We start from the raw sequence: 17,977 nt of genomic DNA on the forward strand, positions 1-17,977 counted from the left end.
CGGTCCAACAGGGAACAGGGTACCGATGGTCGTAGAAAACGAGCTGGTCCGGCTGCTGGGAGAAAGGAAAGACTGGCATCAGAACGGGGTGAGCGTCCCTGCGATTCCGGAAAGCGCCCCTTTCAGCGCCGAAGAGCGTGCGTGGATTAACGGTTACCTGGCCGGGGCTTGGATTGGTTCTCTCCTCTCTAGCCGCGATTACCCAAAGCGTTCTCCTCGAGAGGAGCTCCCTGGGGATCGGGGTGATGCCTACCTCACGATTCTTTACGCTAGCCAGACGGGCAACACGGAATCGCTGGCGAAACGCCTGGCCGAAAAAGCCCAAGAGAAAGGCTTGGCGGTCCGGCTCTATTCCATGTCGGCTTATCCCAGGGAACAGCTCCAGAAGGAGCGCTGGCTGGTGGCCATGACGAGTACGTATGGCGACGGGGAGTTTCCGGATAATGGGGTTGGATTCTGGGAGTTTCTATCTTCCGACAAGGTCCCGAGGTTAGAAAAGCTCCACTACGCTGTCTTAGCGCTCGGGGATTCCCACTATCCTCATTTTTGCCAGGCTGGTCGCAATCTCGATGAAAGGCTCGAAGAACTGGGAGCGCAACGAATGTGCCAAAGGGTGGATTGCGACGTCGATTTTGAAAGGCCTGCCAACCGCTGGATGGAGGAGGTCATTCAAACGCTCTTGGAAAGGATTCCCAGGGTGGAAGGGCCAGAGTTTCCCCAAGGCATCCAAGGGGAAAATGAGGGGCAGCTCACAACGGCGCGCGCAGCACGAGAGGATGTGAGCGGGAAGTATCACCGGAACCACCCTTTCCTGGCAACTGTGGTTCGAAATATCCCTCTGACAAGTCTCCAGGCCGGCAAGGAGACCCGTCATATCGAAATTTCGCTTGAGGGATCCGGGCTTACCTATCTTTCAGGGGACGCGCTGGGAGTGTTTCCCAGAAACTGTCCCCTTTTGGTAACCGAAATTCTCGACGCGAAGGGATGGGACAAGGACAGCTGGGTAGTACTGCCTGGCGGGCAGTTGCTCGGTTTATGGGAGGCTCTTTGCTCCCATTTAGAGATCGCCAGGCTTAGTCGAGAGACCCTGGCGGCCTGCGGGTCCCCGCAAGAGCTGGTCGATGCCTGCAAGCCCTTAACGCCCAGGCTCTATTCCATTGCGTGCAGTCCGAAAGTTTATCCCCATGTGGTTCACTTGACGGTTGGCGTGGTTCGCTATTGGGACCGGGAGCGGCTTCGGAAAGGAGTAGCTTCGAGCTTTCTTGCCGAGCGAGCAGCCGAAGGCGCGCGCGTTCCCGTCTACGTTCACAGTAACCCCCGTTTCCGGCCCCCACCCGCAGAAGCGCCTCTCATTATGATTGGCCCTGGTACGGGGATTGCCCCTTTCCGTGCCTTTCTCCAAGAAAGGGAGGGAGAATCTCGCCCAGGTCCCAGTTGGCTTTTCTTTGGGGAATGGCATCGTGACGGGACGTTTTACTACCGGGAAGAAATTCAAAGGTGGGCCAAAATGGGGGTTGTGACGCGTTTGGATCTAGCGTTTTCCCGAGACCAAGAAGAGAAGTGCTACGTGTGGCATCGAATGTTGGAATCACGGAAAGACTTTTATCGCTGGTTGCAAGAAGGAGCCTACGTGTATGTCTGCGGATCCCTCAATGTGGGCAGGGATGTAGAAAAGGCACTTGTGGAGATTTTCCGAACGGAGGGTGGGCTCAAGGAACCCGAGGCTCAAGCCCGTGTGAGCGAACTTAAGGAAACAGGCAGATATCGGAAGGATGTTTATTAAAGAAAGGCTTATGGCCCCAAGGCCACAGGAACTTCTAGCGTACTTTGCCAACGGGAGCAAAGCCCGTTGAAAAGAAAGGAGAGCTTGCTATGGAACTGGAAGCCAAGGGAAAAGCGTCGTCGGCTGTCGTCGACAAAGTAAAGGCTGGGATCGGAACGCTTCAGCCGGTACAAGAGCGCTATCTTCAAGGGTTTTTTGCCGGGCTTGCTGAGCGTGGAATCAGTTTTTGGGACGCTGTCTCTCAAGAGGCTTCCTTGGCCACTTCCCCTCCCGTGGAATCCCCGTCGCTCACCTTTGAGGAACGGGTGAAAAAGGAAGAGCATCCTTTGGATTCCTATTACCGACTTTTGGAGCATGCGGAAGCGAACCGGGCTCCAGATCGAGAACATACGTTTCGCTTTAAATGGTACGGGCTTTTCTATCTTTCGCCCGTAAAGGAATCGTTCATGGCGCGGATTCGTATTCCTGCCGGGCAACTTCAAAGTTTTCAACTGCGTGAGATTGCAAAGATAGCCAAGGAGTTGACAACGGGATACATCCAGGTGACCACCCGTGCCAATATCCAGATCCGGTTGATTCAGGTTCGCGACGCGCCGGAAGTCTTGCGACGCCTTTCGTCTGTGGGATTGTATACTAGGGGTTCTGGGGCTGACAACATCCGGAATATTACTGCTCATGCGACGACCGGAATTGATCCCTATGAATGGATAGACGTATCCCCTTACTGTCACAAGCTTGCTCATTTGATTCTTTCACAACGGGAATTTTATGACCTGCCGAGAAAATTTAATGTAGCGTTTGACGGGGGAGGACTGGTTCCGGTCGTAGAGGATACGAATGATATTGGTGTGCGGGCGGTGGGTGTAGGGACAGACACAGGTCAGCCGGAAGTTCTCTTTCGGATCCGGCTAGGAGGCGTAACCGGACATGGGAGTTTTGGAACGGATCTGGGCGTTTTGGTGGAACCGGATCGGATCGTTTCGGTAGTGGCGGCGCTCATTAAAGTGTATCTGAAAAACGGGGATCGTTCGGACCGGCGGAAAGCTCGTGTAAAATATCTTTTGGAAAAGTGGGGTGTGGAACGCTATCTGCAGGAAACCGAGAAACTGCTTGGACATTCGCTTCGCCGGAGTCCTTTTCGGGAGGACGGAAGCTTTGAGGGAGAAGTCCGGAAAGAAAAGCCTTTCGTTGCGCATCCGCACATTGGCGTTCATCCCCAAAAACAGCCGGGGTTTTACTATCTAGGGGTGGCTCTTCCGGTGGGACAGGTAACGGCAAACCAGCTATTACGATTGGCCGATCTGGCGGATCACTACGGCCAGGGAGAGGTTCGAACGACCGTGTGGCAAAATTTTCTCCTTCCTCATATCCCGGAAGGCTATGTGGAGACGGTTAAGAAAGCATTGGTAAAAATGGGACTTCACTGGCAGCAAAGCCCGATTGCCAGTGGGGTCATTGCGTGTACAGGAAACCGGTACTGCAAGTATTCGAGCACGGATACCAAAGGGCATGCATTAGAGCTGGTTAAGCATTTAGAAAAACGGGTGAAGTTAGATCAGCCTGTGAATATCCATCTAACAGGATGCCCGAATTCTTGTGCCCAGCATTACATTGGGGACATTGGTTTATTGGGAGTGAAAGGTACGCTCGGGGGGAGCCAGGTGGAGGCGTATCATGTGTTTGTGGGAGGTGGTTTTGGAGAGCACCGAGCGCTTGGTAGGCAGCTTTTTTATTCCATTCCCAGTTCTGAACTTCCCCATCTGGTCGAAAGGATGCTCAAAGTGTATCTTGCCAAGCGGGAGCCGGGAGAGACGTTCCAAGCCTTTACTGCTCGTCACGATATCAATACCCTGCAACGACTCTTTAGCCAGGATGAATGAGAGAGGAGGGGGTGTCTAAGAGGAAGCCGGCGGGATCGAGCATTTTTTCCCATAGCGTCGGGATTTTTCTTTTTCGCTTTGGGTTTGACCCCAAATGGAGAGCTTACAGAGGCACCCAAGCGTGACGCAGTCGGGGGAATGATTCTGGGGGAAAGAGGCTTTGGTCGGAAAGAAAGAAACCCTTGTAACGTTTTCATCCACCGTTTTTGGGAGTCCAAAGATATAAAAGTACCAGAACCAAGGTCGGGGATTGTTTCCTTTTGCGAAGGTCACCCGAGAAGTCGGTACAAAAAGGGCTTTGGATTCCCAGGATCCCTAACGAAGGAATGGCTTTTTACTTTGCGGCCTCTTGCTTTTGGGTTACAAGATGGATCTCACTCGGGTCGAATCGGGCGCATAGACCTTGGGCAACGCGTTGTACCACCTCGCTTCCTTCCAAGCAGTAAAGAATGGCCAGGGCAAATTCCAGGGCGGTTCCCGCTCCTACGCTGGTAATGACTTTGCCGTCGACTACGACCCGAGGACCCTCTATGAGTCTATCCTGGGGAATGTCCTTGCGGCAGGTGGGATGGGCCGTAATTTTTCTCTCTGGACAAAGTTTATGCCAGACAAGGAGTTGGGGCGCCGCGCAGATTGCGGCCACCCACCGGTCTTCCTCCACCTGGCGCTCCAGGAGTGCTTTTACCCTTGCGTCCCGGGACAGGTTAGCGGTCCCCTCGGCACCTCCGGGAAGTACAATGACATCGAAGGTTTCCTCCAGCACGTCGCTGATATCCTTATCGGGAAGGTGCTTCGTTTTGCGTGACGCCGTAATGATCCCGGGCATGGTTCCTCCGACCACCACAGACCAATCTGCCCGGCGCAAGACGTCAATGGAGGTAATGGCCTCGATTTCTTCAAAGCCTGGTGCCACAGTAACAAGAGCCTTTTTCATGGGCTAGACTCGAACCAGTCCGGAAATTCTCTCTAACAATTGCCGAAACTCTTCTTCGGTGAGCACTGGGATCAATCGAGATCTTTCCCACGATGCCGGAACCTCCGTCCAAGATCGGCATCCCTCATAGCTGGCGTGCCAGGGAATGCGGACCGGCGGGTCCGCACGAAAAACTCGAACGAAAAGGCAATGCACTCCCGGAACCGGTCCGCAGAAAAACTTTTCCCGCACGGTCTCAGTCGCCCAAATGTGAAAAGGGTCTAACGCTTCTACGTGATCCCAGTCCGTAAGGAAGGTCGCCTCTTTGACTTCCGCTACATATTCCAGCAGAATTTCCGTCGGTTTTTCATCCCGGCTCACCCAGGAAGCAAATGGCGGTTTGAGCTTATCCTGTGCTTGATGGAAACGGGTGGGTAAAAGCCAAAAGCGTTGGTGTTGGACTTGGAAACCTCTTCGCAGCTCTCCTAGTCCTCCCTTTCGTAAAAGAAGCGATTGGTGACCACTGCCTAGCGCTTTGACAACAGCTTCCCACTCTTTGAAAGCCGGACAATTGACCGCTTCCCTTTTCACGGAGCTGGCAGGGATTGGCGGAACGGGGTCGCTTGCAAGAAAAAGCCCTCGGTTTTTAACCAGGTAAATCAAACCTGAGGCTACCGTAATGCAAAGGACGATCCACAGCAAGGGGGGTTGCACAAGTTGCAACCAGCGGCTAAGAAAACTCTCTTGCGCACCCAGTTCCTGCAAGGATTGGTCGGTCAAGCAAGCCAAAACAAAAAGGATCTGTGAAAGTGTTTTGTGTTTTCCTGCTTTTTCTGCTCCGAGCACAAACCCTCGCGTTGCTGCAAGCGTACGCAGACCTGTGATTAAAAATTCTCGACTCACGATGGCGACGACAACCCACATGGGTGCGTACCCGAGTTCGAGGAGCGCGATGAAGGCCGCCGTAATGAGGATTTTATCGGCCAAAGGATCCAGAAGCTTGCCAAGGTCGGACTCCCATTGGCGCGTTCGTGCGATCCATCCGTCCAGCCAGTCGGTGAGACTGCCAACCACAAAGATCCCGAGAGCGGCCGTTGCCTTGAAGGGCCACGAGGAACTGAGGTCGGCTACAAACGCAGCCGAAAGGAGGAGCCGGCCGAGGGAAAGCTTATTGGGCAGCTGCCGGTCATGTGCGACACCCCCCACGGGGAAAGAATAAAGCTGTGTCTCGGGGGGGTTGACAAGGCGAAATCATCACGAGTCCCCCCGACCGGGTGGCTTGACTAGCTCCGGACTTGCTAAGGGGGTGCATCCTTTCTCGACAGAGAAGAATCGGAGCGGCTATGTTCGGTTTGTGCGTCCGAAGCAGTGGCTCGCGATTGCTTGGTTGGGAATCGCTGCCCCGGCGCTTTTGGCGTTTGACGTTTTGCCCTCGCGTGATCCCAACCCGCCCCATTCTCCTAGCGGAACAGGATTGGGCAAGCTACGGTTGTTTGCTACGGATCCCTCTCGGCTGGAAAAGGCCGAAAGGGTCGACGATGAGAAAGTGGAGGCACGGGTCGAGGTCGAGCCCAAAAGCGTTTCCTTGGCTGCACTGCGCCAGATGGCACCTGAAAATGACGCGTTGAAAATTTGCTTGTACGTCCACAATCGCGATCGGAAGTTCTACACGCTACGATTTCCGACGACTCAACGCTTGGGGGTTTGGATTCGGGATCCTTCGGGGCAGCCGGTTTTTGTGTCGCCAGTGGATCGTGATTTGCCCAAAGAAGAAGGAGTTACTCTTCTCGACCCGGGAGACACCCTTAGGTATTGCTTTTGTCTTAAACAGAAGGACCTTGCCAACTCTCTCAGGGTGGGTGTCTACGCGGTGGAGACCGAGCTTGTTGGGTACCCTAAGATTCGCGCGAAAAGAACGCTTTCCGTTACCCCCTAAGTTTTTTAGTGAAAGAGTCGTTTTTACCTTTCCCTGCAACCCTGAAAGCGCGACAGGAGGGAAACCTTGGGTGGGGGGTAGCCAGGGGATACGGAGAGAGTAAGAGCGTGGGCGATGTTTGAGAGAAAAACGCATGGCAAGGCTTCGAGCGGCTTTCTTTTGACCCACTACGCAAGAACCCACGACTCTTTCCAGAGCCGGATTCCTCCTTGGAGCGCGGCCCGGTTTGTTTCTCGGATGACCCCTGGGGGGGTAGAGACGAGCCGCTTGGCGTTGCCGCCTCCCAGAACCACGTAATCCACAAGAAATGCAGCTTGTAGCCGCGCAATCACCTCCCAAAGATGCTTGGACCAGCGTTTAATCCCAAGTCGTAACCTTCCCGCATTGCCCAGATAATCTTCCAGTGTTTTGCCTTTCTTTTTGTATGGCAGCTCCGAAAGCTCCAAGGGTAAAAGAATGCGATCCAAAATGAGGGCAGATCCCAGCCCCGTCCCCAGTCCAAGGAAGAGCATCCGACCCCCTCGGTAGCAACCCAGAGCCTGGAGAAGCGCGTCATTCACCACTCGAGTCGGGCAGCCCAAGAGCTTGCCAAAATCAAGTTTTTTCCAACCTGGACCCAAGTTTTTCGGATCCTTGACGGGTTGGCCTTCCTTGACAGGGCTTGGGAAACCCACCGACGCCACCGAGTAGTTCCACCCGGAGAGCCACTTAGGGAGTTCGTGAGCCAGGTCCTGGGGTGTAAATTGGGGTCCTGAGGGAATTTTGACCGGCTTTCTCTGGTTGAATTTCCATAATTTCACGTGGCTCCCTCCGATGTCGACGGTGAGGATCTGGGATTCGGCCACCGAGGGACCTGGCTGGATGATTTGCAGCGCAATCCCCGTGCCTAGGGCAGGAGAGCGGCGGCAGGCCTGGGAAGTTCGAGGCATTTGGGCCTTTGTTAAGGAGAAATCCCAGCGGATGGCTTCACTTACACGTTTGATCCGGGGGTGTACTCCTTGCTGCCAATAAGCTTGTAGAGAACCGAGTAGTCAAGATTGGCCAAGGAAGAATTTTCCCATCTTCGGAAGAATGGTTCCAGACAGCTCACCCACTCGGATTGCAACGGGTGTCGCTTGAGCTCTTCGTGAAAGAGACGGAAATCTTTTACAAGGTGCCGATAAGAAAAGTTGGGCTCTTCATAATGGTGATGCAGCATCCGAGGCAACTTTTTGTCGAAGGTTGGCGCATAAAGGGAGCTTTGCCGCAAAAGTTCCATAAAACATTCCGTGGCTATTCCCTCCCGTTCTATGAGGGTAAGACTGGTAGCAAAGGCAAGCGTTAGGGTCGCGATCAGCTGGTTAAAGGCAAGTTTCACAATAGCGGCTTTGCCTACCGGGCCTACCCACATAGGCTTTTCCGCAAGGTCCTGAAAAAGAGGCAAAAGCTTTTGCCAGAGCGTAGATTCGGCGCCGCCAAAGACGAGGAGTCTCCCCGCCAGGGCCTCCGGCGCGCTGCCCAGCACGGGCGCTTCTGCATACAGGCCCCCGTGCTTCTGGACCAGATCCTGGAGGTCCCGGCTTTGCTCGGAAGAGATGGTTCCCATTTGCACGATCACTTTGGAATGAAAGGAAAGCTTTTGCGCGGCTTCCTCCAGGACATGACGTGTAGCCGGATAGTCAGCTAGCGTCAGAAGGATGATATCGGCCACCGCGATGGCTTCTGTGACATGGTCGCTTAGGGTCACCCCATACGGGAGAAGGGCTAACGCTTTTTCCCGGGTCCGGTTGTACACGGTGACCCGCCAACCTCGTTCAGCAAGCCGGCGAGCCACAGCACTACCCAAAACTCCCGTTCCTAAGAGAGCGATGGCAAAAATTTTTCCCATGAAAGACTCTCTTCCCCTACTGCACCATATTTGATCCAACACTCGTACGGCCCTACTTTCGTTAGGCTGGTTTTTTCTAAAAAAGCGACCATACAAAAGGAAGCTTCCTTTGCCGAAAGCATATCCTTGCGATCGTTTCCTTCTGGAAAGTTTTCGCAAAAAAAGATTGGTTCTCCCCATGCTCGGGCCCGCTATCACATTCTCTCGCTAGGGCTCCCCGAGACCAAGTCCCTTTTTCTTAAGCGAGTCGGGCTCTTCTCTTGTTAAGAGACACTTCTCTTCCCCACCATTAGGAAAAAAGCCCGACGCTTGAGGTTTTCCCACCGGGTTTAAGCCCGGGGATTGTTGATGGCTGCTCCGCGCTTTTGGGACGATTGTCCCGGAGCGAGCTTGCGTGGGCATCAATATGGGCCCACCAGCACGTGAATCTCACGTTCCATACATTGCGGGGTGCTTGACCCGCAAGAAGGCGGTGGCAGAGGAAGGCCTATACCTCCCGTAACGGGTAACCACTAGCCATCCTTCCCAGTGGGACCAGGGCTCTGGGTCTTCGGAGTCTGCGGCGCCGACTCGTACAGCCGGTCCCCTCTTAGCGGAAGAACCGAAACTGGACAGCCACCAGGCAGATTGCCCAAAGAAGCTCGCTCCCTCTTAAAGAGGGTCAGCGGTATCGTCTGTGCGCTCTTCGCGCCAACGTATCAGGTTTGTGGGGTCTACGGAGGGCGACGGCATCCGCCCATGCCCTTTGGGTTTTGGATGGATTGCTTGAGGACGGCCAAGGGGCGCTCCTGCTCCTGGGTTTCGAAGGAAGTCTCTCCTCCAAATCCGGGCCGGAGCCTACGGAGCCAGGCAAACTTCTGGCGGAGGATGGGAGACAATCGCAAAAACCGGCGGATGTCAATGGTGCGTATGGAGGAAAACCCATGGAGGCACAAAATCGAGGAACACCTCGATGTGAGGACGACCGTCCGTGGGGTAAAGGCCACCCTCGCAAGGAGTGATCTCCAAGGACTCCAGCCACAGCCAAAACCAGCACCCGGCCCCGAGCTTCATTTTCCGGGGGCCAGAAGTGGCGGTCCTCGCAAAAAAGGGCACAAGGTTGAGCCTGGTCTTTATGCGCGTCATAAGGCCACGCGAGTAGATTGTGCTCATCGTGGTGGATGATGGGGCCAGATGACCGCATATCTTTCGGGCGAAAAGAGCGGATTTGCGACGACCCGTTTTGGGTGAGACTTGCGGAGCCAAGCAAGCGTGCCACAATCCACCATACGGGCTCGTGGCGGAATGGCAGACGCGCTGGACTTAGGATCCAGTCCCGCACGGGGTCCGGGTTCAAGTCCCGGCGAGCCCAAAAGAAGTTCTTCTGGGATTAGCCCACCCGTAGAGGACTCAAACCAAAGGGCCATCGCCACCTTGCTCCAACTCCTTCGATCCGGCGATCGAGCTTTTGATCCAACCGGGTTGGGTTTTCCTACCCCGAGGAGACTAGCCTGCGGTGGCACAGGAGGAGGTCGTCTTCGTGTGCGAATAAAGAGCTTGGTGCGCATGACCGGTCAACCCCACTTGATGTCCGGGCTTGCGAGGCAAAAACGAGGAAAACTTTTTGGAAGCCTTCTAGCAGGAGGTGGTTTGCGTCGTGCCACTGCCTCCGGGGGTTGGCTAGCTCGCTTCCCATGAGCCTTTATGGATACGAAGTCGTAGACAGGTGGTCAGACGTCAGTTCCCACTCGCTTTTTTGCCCATTTTTCTTTTCTAATGCCGAAGCAAACAAAACAAGGGTAGCTTTTGCTTTTCCGCGGAAACGCCCCTGGAAACACAATCCTTTTGATCTTTTCGTCACGCGAGTTACGCAAAAGGCAACAAACAGTTCTCGTAAGGCCTAGAAAGGCTAACCGGTGGAGCGGAAGACCAACCAAGCCCCTACCAGAAGTGTTGCTCCCAGGAGGAATGGTATCGACAACCGGTGAAAATCCCCCACCACTCCTTTGTCTTGGGCCAGCCGTAAAGCGATGAGGTTAGCAAGCGATCCGGTCATCCATCCGTATCCCCCGACATTAACCCCGGCTACCAGTGCACGAAGATCGTGCACGTGATTCTGCAAGAGGATCGCAGCCGGCACGTTGCTCATTACCTGTGAGATGATGACGGCGGCTAGGAACGCTCCTAGACCATGTCCGATCGGTAGATTGGCAAGCAGGCGTCCAAGCCACGACAGAGCGACTACCTGCCGTAGGACAACGAACATAAGCCCGATCGTCGCCAATAGGGCCCAGTCGACTTCGGCCAGCAATCGAGGCCTTGCTATGAGGAAAATCGCGACGACGATGGCCAGGGCGGGAAGTTCTCGGTGAATTTCCAGGGCGCCAACGACACCAGCAAATAGGGCAACTGAAAGCGCTAGGAGCCGGTGGTCAGGCTCAGTAAGCTGGGGCGGTTCTTCGTGCAATGGCACCGGTTGAGCAGGAAAGAGGAACCAAGGTGATACCGAAAAGGAGCCCTCCTGTGAGGGTCACCGGCACCGCCGTCAGCCCGATAAACCCAGCGAAATCCAGGCCACTCGACTGCCAAAGAAAGAGGTTCTGGGGATTGCCAATCGGGGTTAGCGCTGAGCCCGTATTGACCGCAAGGGCCTCCAGAGCGACGAGTTGTTTTGTCCGAAGCTGGCCTACTTTTGCCAAGCTTACCGTCAGGGGTACGAGGAGAAAGAGGCTGACATCGTTTGTCAGTAGAGCTGCGAGGATGGCCGAGAGGAGAACTAGGGCTAGCGCCAGGGAGCAGTGGGAAGAAAAGTGAGCAAGGAGCTTCCGGGCGATTTCCTGCAAAAACCCGCTACGCTCGATTCCTTTGGTCACCACGAGGAGGCCAGCCAATGCTTCAAGTGTTGGCCAATCGATCAGGCGCAACCAATCCCGTGGGAAGCTCGCTTGGGCAAAAGCTAAACCAATCGCCAGGACTAGGAGTATCCAAAGAAGTCCGTTGCCCGGCCGCGAAAAGCGCGTCCATAGGTTCCCCTTGTGGGAGTGAGCCGACTGGATCTCGGGTCTTTTCACCTTGCGCCACGCAACTCAAAAGGTTGGTTAGCGTGCTTTCGGTCGTTGCCGTAACTAGCGTGGGGTGTAGGTAGCGTGCAGGTTAGTCCGGCAGGGTTCATCTCCCAAGCGTCCATCCAGAGAGCTTAAGCAACCTGTTGACACGAAGGTTGCAGGCAAGCGCTCTTTCTTTGGCTGGCGCTCGGGTTCAAAGAAGATGGGCAGGTGTTACGCAAGCACGGAAAGTAAGGCTCCGCTCCCCAGCTCGTTTGGATGTAGGATCCAAACCCACTGGGCAAAGGAAGGACAATTGCGTCCGGCGGGACTCGAACCCGCAACCAAGGGATTATGAGTCCCCTGCTCTGCCTGTTGAGCTACGGACGCTCAAAAACCACAAATGCAGCATTTCCCCAAGCCAATGAGGAGAAAGTCGAGGAAAAAGTTCCTGATTTTCGCCCTTCTCACAACAAGCTAGAACCGAGTTTCCGTCCTTCAAAGGAAAGCATAAAAAATGTGGCGAGGCCGTTGGTGGTCTTGTTGATGTTGACCGGATTTGCTTGGGGTAATGCGTACCGATCCCGATTGCGAAGGGGGAACCAGTGGTCAAGAGCGTCCGTCTCCTTTCCAACGGTTGCAAGCTGAGGAACTTTGCTAGGATCCTCCGCCGGCCAGCAAAAAGAACTCGTCCATCGTGCCGGCCGGAGGGGTTCCAATGGAAACGGATTCGGAAACCGTTTGTTTTCGGTAAGCAAGGAGGGTTGAAACGGGTCTATCCATCCGTCTTGTGGGACGAGGGGAGCCCAACACACCCAATCCCCCTACGGTCCAGAGACATCCCAGCAGGCGTGCCGGAAGGGCCAGGCGGTTTTTGAGCAAGTAAGGGACGTCTTTTCTTCTTTCTTCTGGCTTTTGGCTTGCTCGTTTGAGGTAAAGGGGCTAAAAGGGGAAAAAATCGGGTTTTGCATTTTGAGTTTCTTCTTTCCAACCCGGGTCTGGGGAGCGCTTCTGGCGAGCCTGATCGTAGGGAGTCACTGGGTGCTAGCGAGCTTTGGCGAAACGGGTCTTTATTGGGAGACCCGGACCACGCAAGAGCAAGCCGGAAGGGCGGGTGAGCCGGGTGCGGTAACGAAACACTTTTTTGTCCCAAAAAAGATTCGGATAGAACGGCAAGGGTCTATTATCATTCTGCGTGGGGACCGCCGGACACTCTATGAGCTCCATCCTTCGGAAAAGACCTATACGGAACTTTCCTTTGCCCAGATGGACGCTATGGCGGGCAATACCCGGCTTTCATTTGAGCGGCTTCGTGCCAAGATGAAAAAGGAGCTAGAGCGTTTACCGGAATCCTCCCGTAAGGTGGTGCAAGAGAGGTGGGAGCGGTACGAGGCACTGGCGGGCGAGGGAGGCCAGCTATCGGTAAGTTCCCTGGGAGAGCCGAGGCAGATTGCCGGCTATCCTTGCCAAGGCTACGTTGTGCGTAAAGGGACAGTTGAGCTTGTTAGCGTGTACGCAACCAAGGATGTCGAGCCCTGGAAGAAACTCAAGGGAGATTTTTTTGAGTTCCAAAACGTACTGCGAGCCTGGCATCCGGGGGGATCACGAGGGGGCTTATCGGAAGCTCTTGCCCAGATCGATGGCTTCCCTATGGAAACTTCTGTGGCAGGAGTTTTTACGGCCCAGGTGGTTCGGCTCGAAACTCAAGAGATGGGTTCGGAACTTTTTGAAGTTCCAACCGATTACAAGCTTTCGAAAGAGGGAAGTGGTTCTCCCGTCCCCGGCGGTCCACGGGGTTAATCGGTTACGTAGACAAGCGTACCCCGTTGTGCGATTCGGTAGAATGCCTGGGCCTTATCGTAGGGTAATCGGATGCAGCCATGGGAGGCGGGGTATCCCGGGAGGGGCCCTCCGTGGAGCCCCATGGGTCCGCAGTTAAGCCGTAGAAAATGCGGCATCGGCGCGCGGTAGAGCGTGGAGACCCAGCTCTTGTATTTTTGTGTTACCACATACTCTCCTTTAGGGGTTTCGTACCCTCTTCGCCCGGTAGAAATGGGAGCTTCAAGAAGGAGGTTTTCGCTATCGTAGAGCCGAGCCCGCTGGGAGCCCAAAGACACCCAGATCCAATATCTTTGGTCTTCCGGTCGGGGACTTTTCCCTAAAAGAATTTGGAGGAGTGTATTTCGATGCGCCTCGGCGGCAAAATCCAGTGCAGTCATGCCGTGGGGTCGAGTTACGCGATCGGGGTCGGCGCCAAAACGTAAAAGAATTTCGGCGGACGATTCACGTCCAACCAGGGTGGCAAGCATCAGAGCGGTGATCGACCGTTCGTGGTGCAGGTACCAGCTCACGTGTTCTTTGGGATCCGGAAAGCTTTTAAGCCATTGTTCGAGCCCCAAGGTATGGTTTGCGAGGGAAACATTGGGATCGGCCCCGTTTTCCAGAAGTGCCTCCAAAACGGCATCTTTCTCTTCTAGGATGGCGCTCATGACGAGGGGTTGCCCGTATTTTGGCTCCTCTTGGTTCGGATTGGCACCTGCCTGAACAAGCTCGCGCACCATTGCGGGATCGTCCAGCTCTACGGCTAGAGCCAGAGGCGTTCGTCCCTCTCCATCTAGGCTCTCCAAGGGAGCCCCGGCCTGCAGGAGGATGCGAGCAATCTCGGGATCTCCCCGGGCGACGGCGAGGTGAACCAGAGAGCCTCCGCCGGAAAGCGGGATACGAGGATTGGCTCCAGCTCCCAAGAGAAATCGTACGATGTCCGCCCTACGCTGGGAGACGGCCGCCACCAGCGCTACGACCCCGTGCGGATCCGGCTGATCCAGAGAAATGCCAGCTCGCACTGCCTGCTCCAATAGGGGAAGGTCCCCTTGGGAGGCCGCCTCGACCAGCTGGCTCGGTCCAATGGGAGCGGTGGATTTCTTTCCCGCTGCCTCCGAAGAACGGACCGGGGTGGCGCGATTCGGTTCCCCCGATGAGCCCAAGCGCGACGGGGTCTTTTGACATCCTTCAAAGAGAAGCAAGCCAGCAAGAACACAGGGGACGATCCGGATCCTCCGCTTCACGTTGTCACTGGTACGCGTTTCGAGAACCGATCGCAAGACAGTTCGTCGCGCTAGTGAGTCAGAATGACACAGTCCTGGGCGCGCAGAATACATGCAGGACCTTGGAAATAAGGAACTTACAGCTAGGCATCCTCCTTGCAAAGAGGAAGGTAGGAAGAAGTCGGGGAAGCTTTCCGGGAGCATCCCCGGGTCCGTTGGGTGGGCGTTGTGGGAGTTTCCCGGATGGTTGCCCTGGCTTGGAATGCGAAAGGAGGTGAATGGCGATGAATCATCGAAGATCGGTTGTGTGGGATCCCTTTCGGGAATTGGACGATCTATCTCGCCGAATGTTCAACATGGTGGAACGGTTTGCGGCACAGCTGGAGCCACCGGCAACCCGCTTCGCTCGTCCTCACTGGGTACCTCCCGTAGACATCACGGAGGATGACGAGGGGTATCTCATCGTCGTAGACCTTCCAGGTTTGCGACGGGAGGACGTCCGGGTTACGGTGGAAAACCGTACCCTTGTCGTGGAGGGCAACCGCAAGCCGCTTGGGGAAGAAAGCCGTAAAGGCCTGAAAGTTCACAGGGAGGAAAGAGCGATGGGACACTTCTCCCGAAGCTTCGTGCTGCCCGAGGATGCGGACGAGGCCAAAGTAACGGCTGAAATGAAGGAGGGTCTTTTGTGCATCCGCATCCCCAAGGCCGAAGCGGCAAAACCCAAGGAGATTGAAGTCCGCGAGGTCAAAGAAGCATAGGGGAGAGAGATCGGCGAGCTTTTCCCCGCTCCATTATGACCCGGGGAAAAGCTCGCCAATGACTCGGGCGCAGCGAGGGCAAAGTTCTGGATGGGTGGTCCCAAACTCTGGGTCGTGCCTCCAACAGCGAGGGCAGCGGGGGGCAGGGGCTTTTTGAACCGTAATTTGCTGAGGTGCGCCGCGCACGATCTCGACGCGGGAAACGATACACACTTCTGCAAGAAGTTTTTCGTCCTCCTTTGAAAAATGGGGTGTTTGGATCCACACCCATGCTTCCAGGCTTTTGCCAATCTCTTTCGCTTTCCGAGCCTTTTCCAGTTCCCGGTTTACGTCGCTTCTAAGTTGGAGGATCTGATTCCACCGTTGGATCTCTTGCGAATCGAGCTCGTACCTTGGGGTAGGTTCGGGAAAAGGTTCCAGGTGAACGGAGAGGGGACGCCCAAGGGCTTCCCAGCTTTCCTCGGCCGTAAAAGGAACCAGGGGTGCGAGCAGCCGAATTAAGGCGTCAGCCGTTTGATAAAGCACGGTTTGGGCAGACCGGCGGGTCGGCCAGCGTCTCCCATCGCAATAGAGCCGGTCCTTGAGCACATCAATATAGAAGGAAGAAAGATCCACGGCACAGTAGCGATTGATGGCTTGAAACACACGATGAAATTCAAACCGCCGATAGGCTTCTCGCGTCGTACGCACAAGCTCGTTCAAACGAAAACGCATGAACCGGTCCAATGCGCACAATTGCTCCGTGGGACACGCATCCGAAAAAGGATCAAAATCGCTAAGATTCCCCAAAACGATTCGTAATGTATTCCGGAGATTCCGATAACTTTCCGCCACCCGAGTAAAAATTTCTTTCGAAAAGGGTACATCTCCGCGGTAATCCTCGCTGGCGACCCACAAACGGAGAACATCCGCTCCATATTCGGCGATGTAATCCATCATGGGTCTTGCTCCCAGAGATTTGGAGAGTTTCCGGCCATCCAGATCCACGACAAACCCGTTGGTAAGGACCATCCGATAGGGAGGCTCTCCCCGGGTAGCTACGGATAACAAGAGGGAAGATTGAAACCACCCTCGGTGTTGGTCGGTCCCCTCAAGATAGAGGTCAGCAGGGAACTCTCCCCTCCGTACAAGAACGGCCGCGTGACTCGCCCCAGAGTCGATCCAAACGTCCAGTGTGTCTGCACCCTTGCGCCAGTCCGGAGGAAGGCCCAGGACCTGGCGAAGAGTTGGTTCGTCCCATTCAAACCAGAAGTTAGTTCCCTCCTTTGCCACAAGTTCGGCCACTTTATAGATAAGAGAGGCCTCAAGGACAGGGGTGCCGTCGGGTTGATAAAACACCGGAATGGGGACCCCCCAAACTCGTTGACGGGAAATACACCAGTCTTGCCGGCTTTGGACGCTGGATCGGATCCGATCCTTGCCCCAACTGGGAATCCACTGGACAGTTTCAATTGCCTCCAGGGCTTCTTGGCGAAACTTTTCTACTGCGATAAACCATTGGGGTACGGCACGAAAAACAATCGGCGTCCCCGAACGCCAGCAGTGAGGATAGTCGTGCACATAAGGGGAGCTTGCCCAAAGGGCCCCGCGCTCCTGTAAAAGGGACTCGATGTGCGGATTGGCCTCAAATACATATAACCCCTGGAGTCCTGGGACTCCGCAGTCCGAAGTAAATCGTCCCTCATCATCCACGGGGCAAAGAAGGGGCAACCCGGCTTCCTTGCCAAGGAGGTAGTCCTCAAAACCATGGCCGGGAGCAATGTGAACCAGTCCGGTTCCGCTTTCTGCCGTGACAAAATCGGCTGTATACACCCTCCCTTTCCGATCCAGGAAAGGATGATGGTATTCCAATGAAACGAGATCTTGAGGCTCAAGCCAGCGTTCCGGAGGGACTCCTTCTAGACCCGGGACCCATGCAACGCGGCTGGTGGCCACGATGACCCACTTGTGGCCTTTCCGGTAGAGCCCGTACTGGAGCCGCGGGCTTGCGGCGATGGCAACGTTGGCTGGCAAGGTCCAGGGGGTGGTGGTCCATATGAGAAGGTGGGTCTCTGGGGGAAGTCCCTTTGTTCGAGTCGAAGCTTCGGTCAAGGGAAAAGAGACAAAAACCGCAGGATCCGTACGAGGTCGGTACTCGATTTCTGCCTCTGCCAGTGCGGTTCGACACCCCGTACTCCAGTACACGGGTCGCAATGCTCGGTACACAAGCCCCTTTTCTACAAGAACCCCGAACAGCCTGAGGATAGCCGCTTCGTATGCAGGATCCATCGTGAAATAGGGGTTTGTCCAGGCCCCGAGGACTCCGAGGCGTTCAAATTCCTCCCGCTGGATTTCGATGTATTTCCGCGCATAGGCCTTGCACCGTTCCCGGATCTGGATAGGGGAAGTTTGCGCCTGCTCCGGAAATACTTCTTGAATCACTTTGTATTCGATCGGTAGCCCGTGGCAGTCCCAACCGGGAATGTAGGGACACAGATACCCCTCCATGGTTTTGGATCGAATGACAAAGTCTTTCAGCGTCTTGTTTAATGCATGTCCCATATGGGCATGACCGTTGGCAAATGGGGGACCATCGTGAAGAACAAAGCGCGGGCATCCGCGTCGTGCCTCTAAGATTCGCTCATATAAGCCGATTTCCTTCCATTTGCGAAGGATCTGGGGTTCCCGTTTGGGAAGATCCGCCTTCATTGGAAAGGCGGTTTGGGGGAGAAGAATCGTTCCTTTGTAGTCCATAGTCGACAAACCGGTGGCGCTTTCAAGGAAGACCCCTCTC

At 55.1% G+C, this 17,977-nt stretch carries 13 protein-coding genes and 2 tRNA genes; 6 read left to right on the plus strand and 9 right to left on the minus strand.

Annotated elements, in window-relative coordinates:
• Positions 1-25: 25 nt before the first annotated feature.
• Complete coding sequence (locus tag KK925_RS07570) at positions 26-1,783, plus strand: diflavin oxidoreductase (protein ID WP_174582186.1); 1,758 nt, start codon at positions 26-28, stop codon at positions 1,781-1,783.
• Between the two features lie 89 nt (positions 1,784-1,872).
• Positions 1,873-3,663 carry a NirA family protein gene (locus KK925_RS07575; RefSeq protein ID WP_174582187.1) on the plus strand — a complete coding sequence of 597 codons (1,791 nt, stop codon included), beginning with the start codon at positions 1,873-1,875 and terminating at the stop codon, positions 3,661-3,663.
• A 334-nt stretch (positions 3,664-3,997) separates the two neighbouring features.
• On the opposite strand, the gene KK925_RS07580 is transcribed toward KK925_RS07575, so the two are convergent.
• A complete protein-coding gene (locus KK925_RS07580; protein ID WP_174582188.1) occupies positions 3,998-4,597 on the minus strand; it encodes a DJ-1 family glyoxalase III in 600 nt (199 codons plus the stop codon).
• 3 nt (positions 4,598-4,600) lie between these two features.
• Positions 4,601-5,782 (minus strand): CDP-diacylglycerol--glycerol-3-phosphate 3-phosphatidyltransferase, encoded by a 1,182-nt coding sequence (gene pgsA / locus KK925_RS07585; RefSeq protein ID WP_174582189.1) that lies wholly within the window; start codon positions 5,780-5,782, stop codon positions 4,601-4,603.
• Between the two features lie 100 nt (positions 5,783-5,882).
• Between pgsA and KK925_RS07590 the strand changes: the two genes are divergently transcribed.
• Entirely contained in the window at positions 5,883-6,512 is a 630-nt protein-coding gene (locus tag KK925_RS07590) for a BsuPI-related putative proteinase inhibitor (RefSeq protein ID WP_214096405.1), read from the plus strand.
• A gap of 167 nt (positions 6,513-6,679) precedes the next feature.
• On the opposite strand, the gene KK925_RS07595 is transcribed toward KK925_RS07590, so the two are convergent.
• Positions 6,680-7,441 (minus strand): ROK family protein, encoded by a 762-nt coding sequence (locus KK925_RS07595; RefSeq protein WP_214096406.1) that lies wholly within the window; start codon positions 7,439-7,441, stop codon positions 6,680-6,682.
• 41 nt (positions 7,442-7,482) lie between these two features.
• Positions 7,483-8,379 (minus strand): NAD(P)-dependent oxidoreductase, encoded by an 897-nt coding sequence (locus KK925_RS07600; RefSeq protein ID WP_174582191.1) that lies wholly within the window; start codon positions 8,377-8,379, stop codon positions 7,483-7,485.
• Positions 8,380-9,649: 1,270 nt separating this feature from the next.
• Between KK925_RS07600 and KK925_RS07605 the strand changes: the two genes are divergently transcribed.
• Positions 9,650-9,730 (plus strand) — tRNA-Leu (locus tag KK925_RS07605).
• 537 nt (positions 9,731-10,267) lie between these two features.
• Here the strand turns inward: KK925_RS07605 and KK925_RS07610 are convergent.
• From KK925_RS07610 to KK925_RS07620, 3 genes are all read right to left on the minus strand, one after another.
• Positions 10,268-10,825: a transporter permease gene (locus KK925_RS07610; RefSeq protein ID WP_214096407.1), complete on the minus strand. Its 558-nt coding sequence runs from the start codon at positions 10,823-10,825 to the stop codon at positions 10,268-10,270.
• Complete coding sequence (locus tag KK925_RS07615) at positions 10,797-11,429, minus strand: SLC13 family permease (RefSeq protein ID WP_214096408.1); 633 nt, start codon at positions 11,427-11,429, stop codon at positions 10,797-10,799. The genes KK925_RS07610 and KK925_RS07615 overlap by 29 nt, the downstream gene beginning before the upstream one ends.
• Before the next feature lie 290 nt (positions 11,430-11,719).
• Positions 11,720-11,792 (minus strand) — tRNA-Ile (locus KK925_RS07620).
• A 582-nt stretch (positions 11,793-12,374) separates the two neighbouring features.
• Between KK925_RS07620 and KK925_RS07625 the strand changes: the two genes are divergently transcribed.
• A complete protein-coding gene (locus tag KK925_RS07625) occupies positions 12,375-13,202 on the plus strand; it encodes a DUF4412 domain-containing protein (protein ID WP_174582192.1) in 828 nt (275 codons plus the stop codon).
• Here KK925_RS07625 and KK925_RS07630 read toward each other — a convergent pair.
• Positions 13,199-14,560: an ankyrin repeat domain-containing protein gene (locus tag KK925_RS07630; protein ID WP_174582193.1), complete on the minus strand. Its 1,362-nt coding sequence runs from the start codon at positions 14,558-14,560 to the stop codon at positions 13,199-13,201. The two genes, KK925_RS07625 and KK925_RS07630, sit on opposite strands and share 4 nt — an antisense overlap.
• Positions 14,561-14,730: 170 nt before the next feature.
• On the opposite strand from KK925_RS07630, the gene KK925_RS07635 reads away from it, so the two are divergent.
• Positions 14,731-15,204, plus strand: coding sequence for an Hsp20/alpha crystallin family protein (locus KK925_RS07635; protein WP_174582194.1), 474 nt, complete (start codon positions 14,731-14,733; stop codon positions 15,202-15,204).
• A gap of 33 nt (positions 15,205-15,237) precedes the next feature.
• On the opposite strand, the gene ileS is transcribed toward KK925_RS07635, so the two are convergent.
• Positions 15,238-17,937, minus strand: coding sequence for an isoleucine--tRNA ligase (gene ileS / locus KK925_RS07640; RefSeq protein ID WP_174582195.1), 2,700 nt, complete (start codon positions 17,935-17,937; stop codon positions 15,238-15,240).
• Between the last annotated feature and the right edge of the window lie 40 nt (positions 17,938-17,977).

It is taken from the genome of Candidatus Methylacidithermus pantelleriae (assembly GCF_905250085.1).
Classification (GTDB): domain Bacteria; phylum Verrucomicrobiota; class Verrucomicrobiia; order Methylacidiphilales; family Methylacidiphilaceae; genus Methylacidithermus; species Methylacidithermus pantelleriae.